This window comes from Halorubrum sp. SP3 (assembly GCF_005435195.1).
Lineage (GTDB): Archaea > Halobacteriota > Halobacteria > Halobacteriales > Haloferacaceae > Halorubrum > Halorubrum sodomense.
This window is the reverse complement of record NZ_SGTU01000031.1, coordinates 1-7,730: the sequence shown is the minus strand read 5'-3', so window position 1 is coordinate 7,730 and position 7,730 is coordinate 1. Positions and strand designations below refer to the sequence as shown.

At 68.8% G+C, this 7,730-nt stretch carries 7 protein-coding genes; 1 reads left to right on the top strand and 6 read right to left on the bottom strand.

Annotated features, from left to right (window positions below; genetic code table 11):
* Nucleotides 1–21: 21 nt before the first annotated feature.
* From EXE42_RS21000 to ligA, 6 genes are all read right to left on the bottom strand, one after another.
* On the bottom strand, nt 22–369 hold the full coding sequence (locus EXE42_RS21000; protein ID WP_137706826.1) for an AN1-type zinc finger domain-containing protein: 348 nt from the start codon (nt 367–369) through the stop codon (nt 22–24).
* A 74-nt stretch (nt 370–443) separates the two neighbouring features.
* Nucleotides 444–998 (bottom strand): CAP domain-containing protein, encoded by a 555-nt coding sequence (locus tag EXE42_RS20805; RefSeq protein ID WP_369333802.1) that lies wholly within the window; start codon nt 996–998, stop codon nt 444–446.
* A gap of 599 nt (nt 999–1,597) precedes the next feature.
* Nucleotides 1,598–3,172 carry a hypothetical protein gene (locus EXE42_RS14755; protein ID WP_137706824.1) on the bottom strand — a complete coding sequence of 525 codons (1,575 nt, stop codon included), beginning with the start codon at nt 3,170–3,172 and terminating at the stop codon, nt 1,598–1,600.
* A 136-nt stretch (nt 3,173–3,308) separates the two neighbouring features.
* Entirely contained in the window at nt 3,309–4,043 is a 735-nt protein-coding gene (locus EXE42_RS14750; protein ID WP_137706823.1) for an MBL fold metallo-hydrolase, read from the bottom strand.
* A gap of 35 nt (nt 4,044–4,078) precedes the next feature.
* A complete protein-coding gene (locus EXE42_RS14745) occupies nt 4,079–4,942 on the bottom strand; it encodes a hypothetical protein (protein ID WP_137706822.1) in 864 nt (287 codons plus the stop codon).
* A gap of 86 nt (nt 4,943–5,028) precedes the next feature.
* Complete coding sequence (gene ligA, locus EXE42_RS14740) at nt 5,029–6,837, bottom strand: ATP-dependent DNA ligase LigA (protein ID WP_137706821.1); 1,809 nt, start codon at nt 6,835–6,837, stop codon at nt 5,029–5,031.
* A 222-nt stretch (nt 6,838–7,059) separates the two neighbouring features.
* On the opposite strand from ligA, the gene EXE42_RS14735 reads away from it, so the two are divergent.
* Nucleotides 7,060–7,644: a GNAT family N-acetyltransferase gene (locus EXE42_RS14735; protein WP_092921186.1), complete on the top strand. Its 585-nt coding sequence runs from the start codon at nt 7,060–7,062 to the stop codon at nt 7,642–7,644.
* Nucleotides 7,645–7,730: the final 86 nt, after the last annotated feature.

The following is a 7,730-nucleotide window of genomic DNA, read 5'->3' as shown; positions in this document are numbered from 1 at the left end:
GCTTCCACCTTCAGAGCGACGCTATCCCGTCGCCTTCTGCGGATTCAACAGAGCAGCGATTTCGTGTTCACGAAGGCGCTTGCCGCAGTTCACGCACTCTGCGGTCGGCACATCTGATTGATTTCCGTCCCACCTTCCACCTTCCGAAGAGCTTGATGATGAGGCTACATTTGAAAGGCGAAATTCCTCTTTAAACCACGGCTTAACGCTATTCTCTTCCTGATTTAGCTCCCGTTCAGCCGCTTCGGCCTTTAATTGGATACAGTCGTGCTCTTCGGGCAAGCGATGTTCCACACAAAACTGCTGGTCACACCCTTTACAAGTATATGGGAGCCGATCTACATCGCGACCGCAGTGGTCGCATTCCATACGACCTCTTTGATTAGAAACAAGTTATCTTTTCTGGCAGGACGAGACGTTTACGGGGGTATTGAGAGTCCGATTTACGCGCAGAACATCTGTGTAGCGTACACTTTATTTTCATCAGTAATTGTGATCCCGACTCCTGTTTCCGACCACCGCGTTCTGAGCATATTTTCACGATGGCCGGGAGAGTTCATCCACTGACGTGTCAGAGATTTCGCAAGTTCCTCTTCGTCGGTTAGGTATTCCGTACCGGATTCGGTTTTTATGTCTTCAAATACCCACGATTGAGCTACATTTTCACCGCCGGTAAGACAGGATGCTTGTGACAGTCGTTCGTCAGTGGTAGAACCAGGTAGATCGTGTGCTAACTCGTCGTGGGACGCCATATCATCGCTGTGTAGGCGGGATTGTTGGTTGAGATTGGTTGATTCTGATAGTCGAGATAAGCCACGCTCTGATCGTCTCTGATTCACTTCTTCGTGGACCAGTTGTTCCACCTGTGTTTTGTTTATTTCAGCAGATTCAGTTACGTTCGATACTGTACTCGAAATTGGAGAAACGACCTGTTCCTGCGGAGAATTGATTGGACCGAAACCAGCCTGCCCTGCGATTAGTACGAGTACAGCGGCCATAATCGCAAACTTCGAGATCTTCCACAGTCCCGTAGCTGGATACTTTCGCGTGAACTTGAGAAATCCGATTATATTACTGCCGATCCAATATGGGATTGAGATCAGTAGCCAAAAAACATCAGCCACCCCCGACAGGGAGTTACTTGACCCAGATGATCTTTCTTTTGCTTGAGCTGAAGAGTAGTTTTCCCACGAGCGTTCGATGGTCTGAACGTGAACACATTCGTGGTACTCAGGTAACCGGTGATCACTACAGTGGGTTTCGCCGCACCTGTTACAGGTATACGGCATCCCATCGATGTCGCGACCGCAGTGATCGCAGTCCATAGCAATCTCTTACTGACCAACTAGTTATTTTTATTGCCAGATTCTGTGTTCATGAATCGAGTCCACACTCGCAGCTCTCCATTCGAATCTCACGGCACTGCGACCGCAGCCTCACACCTCCCCAGCCTCGCCGCTCACTCGTGGGTTCCCGATGGTCACCCACGTCGTTCGCGGCGTCCCTCGCGCGGTGCTGTTCGCGGTCGCCTGCGGCGACCGCTCACAGGCACGCGCCACCGCGCGACAATCATTAAAAAGCGGCTCAATCTGCTAATTTAGTCGTCAGCCCACGCCGAGAAGCCGCCGTCGATGAGGGTATCGGCCTGCTGGCGGACGTACTCGCGCTGGGTGTCGTGGACCGCGGTCTCGAAGTCGTCGCCGTCGTCGAGCCGGGCGCGGACCCGGTCTCGCTTCCAGCTCGCCGGGGTCGTGCGGTTCGCGACTCGCCAGCGGAGCGGGGCCACCCATTCGGCGGCCTCGTCGGGGGCGCAGCCGGCGGTCCGGAGTCCGGCCTCCGCGTGGTCGAGGAGGTCCGCGTACAGTTCGTCGGTGTCGGTCGTGGGCTCCCCGTCGCGGCCGATCCACTCCATCTCTGCGTCGAGCCCGTCCGCGACCGCGGCGTAGAAGTTGTCGCGGGCGGTCTCCCAGTCGAGCCCGATGACGGGGTGTTCCCGCTGGGCGAGCGACTGCATCAGCCCCGCGAACACGCCCTGAAACGCGATGGAGTCGCGGACCGTGGGCTGGCCCGGGATCGGTCGGAACTCGATCCGAGCGTTGGCGGCCGAGCGACTCGACCCCTCGAAGACGGGACGAACCCACCGCCAGTAGCTGCCGTGTTTCGTTCGGAACGTCGCGAACGCGTCGTCGAACCGGTCGCTGCCGCCCGGGTCGGGCATGGGTATCAGCGTCTCGTCGCTCGCGATTCGGTCGACCGCGGTCTCGACGTCGTGGAAGTCCCGCGGGAACCGGACCTTGTCGGCGTCGGTCCGGGCGTTGAGGACCGACTCGAACACGTGGATTCGGTTCGCGGTCGCCCCCTCGGCGAGGGCGCGCTCGCCGTCCCAGTCGTCGTCGTACAGCGCCGGCGGGAAGAAGGGGGAGTTGGCGCCGAGCGCCAGCAGCGGGCCGGCGATCCGGAGCGCGTACCGGAAGTGCCGCGGGAGCGTCTCGGCGTGCGTCACCTGGTGGTGCGGCTGAATCGACGTGATGAGGCTCTCGGGCATCACCGTCTCCGCCGCCAGCGACACGCCCGGCGCGTCGAGCGTGACCGTGGGGCCGTCACCGGAATCGTCCCGACCCTCCCGGCGCGTGTTGGCCATCGCGTGATACCGCACCGCGTCGCTCATGTTGACCGCGACGACGACGCCGTCGACCTCGACGCTGTCGGTGAGGTACTCGCGGGCGGTCTCGCCCGCCGGCGGGATGGTCCAGAGCCCGTCGGAGACGAGCCGCATTCCCTCGACGCCGGCGGTGTTCTCCGCGGCCTCCAGCCGGGCGCGGACCTCTGCGAGCTGCGCTCCGAGGCCGTGGTCGGAGAGCGGCTGCGGGCTCGTACACATCTCGGCGTTGTGGAGCCCCAGCTCCTTCTCGAACCCCATCAGCTCCAGCATCCGGCGGGGCACGCGCATCAGCGCGTACTCGCCCGCCCGCGACTCCTCGCTCCACCGCCCGTCGCCGACCGCGTAGAACTCGTACTCGAAGCCGACGATCGACTGGTGGTTGTCGAAGGAGCCGTCGCGAAGCTCCTGTTTGACGATCTCGGCCTCCTCGGCCGCGCGCTCGGCGAACGCCTCGGCGTCGACCGAAAGCGCCTCCCGGACCCCGTCGGCGAGCGCGGACTCGGTGGTCATGCGACCGGGCAAGGACGCGGCGACGTGAAAAGGCCTCCGACCGCGAGAGCGCCTCCCGATCCGACGGGGGCCGCCAGCCGGTCTGATCCGACGGCGGCCGCCAGCCGGTCCGATCCGACGGCGGCCGCCGGGCCGACTACTGGTTCGCCGAGCGAGCGTCGAGCGCGACGGGGATCGACCGGCTCGCCACGTCGCCGGCGAACGCCTCCCCGTCGGCCTCCAGCAGGTCGAAGGTGTCGTAGTGGATCGGCACGACGAGGTCGGGAGCCATCGCCTCAGCGAGGTCGGCGGCCTCGTTGCGGTCGGAGACGATGCCGCCGCCGCCGATGTTCGCGAGGAAGACGGAGACGTCGAGCTCGGCGAACCCGTCCAGCGCGTCCGAGTCGCCGGGCCAGAAGACGGTGCGGCCGCCGAGCGAGAACAGGAAGCCGCAGCCGAACCCGGGCGGGTGCGCGACGGAGCCGTCGGCGTCGGCGTTCGGTCCCTCGGGGTCGTTGTGGGCGGGGACGGACCACACCCGCACCTCGCCGGCGGGCGTGTCGACGTCGACGCGCTCCTCCTCCCCGACGCGGACCACCTCGTAGTCGGCCGCGAGCGCGTCGATCGGCTCCACGTCGCGGTCGATACCGGCGGGGTCGACCGCGTCGTAGACCACGAGCGTCGCGTCCTCGCTCGCGACCGACCGGATCCCGTCACTGTCGTAGTGGTGGTCGTGGGTGACGACCACGAGGTCGCCGTCGCGCGCCCAGTAGTCGTCGAGGACGCCGTAGCGGCCGGGATCGGTGTAGACCACCGGCCCGTCGTCGGTCTCCAGCCGCGCCGTCGCGTAGCCGAGCCACTCCACCGCGAGCTCCTCGTAGCGGACCGTCATGTCACCGTCTGCGGCCGCGGGCGCCTTGAGGGTGGCTATCGGTCGCGGTCGCGCTCGGCGCCGCGGTCGACGCCGTCGACCTCCTCGGCGTCCGCGCCGTCGATCACGGAGAGGTCCCACGCCGCCGCGAGCGCCTCGTCGTCGAGCGAGCGCCCCAGCGCGTGTTCCGGAACCAAGGGCATCGGAATCGGAAGGTACCCCGCCTCGCGCAGCGCGGCGAACCCGCCGACCGTCTCGACGACGGTCCCGTCGTCGCCGCGCCGGACGCGAAACCGCTTGTCGTCAGGATCCCGGCGGTACGCGAAGGGGAACGCGTCGTCCGGCGGGGTCCGGAGGCTGTCGACGCCCGCGAGGACGGCGACCGCCTCTCCGTCGGCCTCGCAGACGAGCCGCGGGACCGTGGGCCGACCGTCGTCGTCGACGGCCGCGGCGTCCACGTCGGGGTGGGCCGGGACGGGGCCGGCGGGGGTGTCCGTCTCCCGCCACGCGAACGTCGGCTCCCCGAGGCCGTCGGCGCGGACGCAGGCGTAGCCGCCGCCCGCGACCGGGACCCGGTCCGGTCCGAGGTGGAAGGTTCGGCGGCCGTCGGTCCGGGCGGCGAGCAGCGGCGGATCGGCGAGGAGGTCGCGCACGGCGGTCGCGGTGTCGGCGTCCCTGGCGACGAACAGGACGCGGCGGTCGCGGTCGAGCGCGTGGCCGAGCCGCGAGATTATCACGGTAGGCGTGGCGTCGCCCGTAGCGAGCGGCTCCACCGCGATCCGGTCGTCGCCGCGGGTCGCGACCGCCGGCGGCTCGGCGCCGCTCTCCGGGCGGGCGACCTCGAACCCCTCGGTCGCGAGCCGGTCGGCGGCCGCGTCGGTGAGGTCGCGCCGCGTCGCGTCGCCGAGCGGACCTGGCATACCCAATCGTACGCGCCCGAGGGTCAAGGGGTTTCGCGTGGCGGAACGCCGGCGGCGGCCGCGTCGCGAGTCGACCCCGCGTCGGATCAGTCGTCGCCGGCGAGCCGGCGGACCCGCGCGAGCGAGTCGGCGTCGTCGACGCCCTTGTCCTCGCGGACGCCGACGAACCGGGGGAAGCGGAGGGCGTAGCCGGCCGAGTACGTCGGGGAGGTCTGGATCTCCTCGTAGCCGACCTCGACCACCAGTTCGGGGTCGAACGCGACCGTCGTCCCCGCCTCGTCGACGACCTGCGGCTCCAGCCGCTCCGTGAGGTCCGCGAGCGCCTCGTCGGTGACCCCCGTGGCCACCTTGCCGACCGTGGCGTAGCCCGCGGGCGCGGGGTCGTCGCCGTCGGGGTCGGTGTCGTCCGCGCGAACCGCGAGCAGGAACGTGCCGAACAGCTCCGCGCGGCGCCCTTCGCCCCACTCGGCGCCGACGACGACCGCGTCGAGCGTCTCCACGTCCGGCTTGCGCTTCAGCCAGTCGCGCCCGCGGTCGCCGGGGGTGTACGCCGCCTCGGGATTCTTCAGCATGACCCCTTCGTGGCCCGCGTCGAGGGCGGCCCGCTCCTCGGCCGCGACGGCTTCCGGGTCATCCGCGAGCGTGAGGTCCGCGGCCGCGTCGGACAGGACCGCCCGGAGCCGGTCGTGGCGGTCGCGGAGGGGGCGATCGAGCAGGTCGTCGCCGTCGGCGTGGAGGCAGTCGAAGGCGTGAAAGCGCAGCGAGACGGCGTCGCGCATGCGGTCGACGTCGTGCTTCCGCCGGAACCGACGGAGCACCTCCTGGAACGGGAGCGGGTCGCCGTCGTCGTCGACCGCGACGACCTCACCGTCGAGGATGATCGGGACGTCGACGCGATCGGCGACGTACTCGACGATCTCCGGGAGCGCCCCGGTCACGTCGTCCATGTTCCGCGAGTAGAGCCGCGGCCCGAGCCCCTCGGTTCTCCCCGGCCCGGCGTCGGCCGGCGCGTAGTGGACCTGGACGCGAGCGCCGTCGAACTTCGTCTCGACGGCGACCTCGCCGAAGGAGTCGACGGCGTCGACCGCGGTGCCCGCCTGCGCGAGCATCGCCTGGACCGGCCGGCCGACCCGAAGCGACTCCCCGCGGAGGCCAGCGGTCCCCTCGTCGCGGGCGCGCACCGCCACCCGGCCGTAGTCGTTCGTCACCTGAAGCGCGCGCTCGACGGCCGCGACCGCTTCCGCGGACGCGCGGAGTTCGGGCTCGTCCTCCGCGTCTGACTCCGCCTCGGACCCCCCGGGCGACGCGAGGAACGCCTCCGCGATCGCGTCCCGGACCGTCCCCTCGCCGACGCCGAGCCGCATCTCGCCGAGGACGAGTCGGGCGAGGAACGCCGCCTCGCTCGGTGAACACCGAGTGAACAGCCCGAACAGCGCGTCCTCCTTGCGCGACTCGCTCCCGTCGCCGCTCTCGGCCGCCAGCCCGCGAAGCGCCTCGTCGACCGCGGCCGCGGTGAGCGCGTCGCGGCCGCTCCCGAACGCGGCGAGTCCCCGCTGCCCGCCGAAGTCGTACGCGGCCGCGACGGCGCCGATCTCGCCGCGCTCCGCGAGGCGGTCTTCGACGTCGGCCGCGGAGACGTTCGGGCCCGCGGCGCGGGCGATCGCCTCGCGGCAGCGCGCCGGCCCGACGTCGAGGGTCCGGGTGTCGTGGGCCGGGAAGACGCGTCCGAGGAGGAACCGAACGACGACGGGGAGGTCGTCGGTCGGGCCGTCGCCCTCAACGCCTCCCGCGGCGCCGGCGTCCGCGAGCAGCTCTGCGACGGCGAGGGTCGTCTCGATGTCGCCGTCGTTCGCGGCCACCCCTTCCGCCCGTTCCGCCAGCGCGGCGAACTCCATACGCGTCGGGTCGGCGGCCGCCGGGCAAAAGCGGCCCGATGCGGACGCGCGAACCGAGCAAACGCGAGCCGATGCGGACGCGCGAACCGAGCAAACGCGAGCCGGTGCCGACGCGCGTCGAGACCAACCCCGGCGTCGCGGTCGGGGGAAACGGCGACCGAGACGCGAACGGAAACGGCCGTCGGGGAACCGCTTTTCACCTCCGGTCTCGTACGGCTCTCTATGTACGTCCGCGACGCCAAAAACCGTGACGAGGCGTGGTTGTTGGACGCGATCGAGCGGCTCGGGCTCGATGACGTCGCCTTCCGGTCACGGGACTACGTGATCGCGGTCGACGAGGAGTCCGGGGACCGGGCGGGCTTCGGTCGGCTTCGCCTCCACCGCGGCGACGAGGACGAGGAGAACCGGATCGAGCTCACCGGCATCGGCGTCCTGCCGGATTGGCGGCACCGCGGGGTCGGGGCGCACGTCGTCGAGCGGCTCGTCGACACCGCGGCCGCGGACGGGTTCGAGGCGGTGTACGTGCTCACGGACCAGCCCGAGTACCTGACGCAGTTCGGTTTCGAGCGCGTCGACACCGACGATCTCCCGCCCGCGCTCTCGGACCGCCTCACCGAAAAGCGGGAGTTCCTCGGCGGCGACGTGGTCGGCCTCGAACTGGCCGTCGACGAGTTCGAGATGCCGAGCCGGCTCCGAAAGGCGTTCAAAGACGCCGAGCCGACCGACGACGACGAGCCGGAGGAGTCCGCCGAGGACTTCGGCATCGACCCGGACTCGGCGACGTACAAGTACGACACCGGTCGCTGAGCCGCGAGACCGACTATTCTCCGCGGTCGCTGTGGCGCGTGCCTGCGAGCGGCCGCCATCGGCGGCCGCGAGACAGCACGCGCGAG

What these genes read in the sequence shown, in the direction of transcription:
- EXE42_RS21000 (WP_137706826.1), bottom strand. Translation starts at nt 369, where the DNA reads ATGGAATGCGACCACTGCGGTCGCGATGTAGATCGGCTCCCATATACT.
- EXE42_RS14750 (WP_137706823.1), bottom strand. Translation starts at nt 4,043, where the DNA reads ATGACGGTCCGCTACGAGGAGCTCGCGGTGGAGTGGCTCGGCTACGCG.
- EXE42_RS20805 (WP_369333802.1), bottom strand. Translation starts at nt 998, where the DNA reads ATGGCCGCTGTACTCGTACTAATCGCAGGGCAGGCTGGTTTCGGTCCA.
- EXE42_RS14745 (WP_137706822.1), bottom strand. Translation starts at nt 4,942, where the DNA reads ATGCCAGGTCCGCTCGGCGACGCGACGCGGCGCGACCTCACCGACGCG.
- EXE42_RS14735 (WP_092921186.1), top strand. Translation starts at nt 7,060, where the DNA reads ATGTACGTCCGCGACGCCAAAAACCGTGACGAGGCGTGGTTGTTGGAC.
- ligA (WP_137706821.1), bottom strand. Translation starts at nt 6,837, where the DNA reads ATGGAGTTCGCCGCGCTGGCGGAACGGGCGGAAGGGGTGGCCGCGAAC.
- EXE42_RS14755 (WP_137706824.1), bottom strand. Translation starts at nt 3,172, where the DNA reads ATGACCACCGAGTCCGCGCTCGCCGACGGGGTCCGGGAGGCGCTTTCG.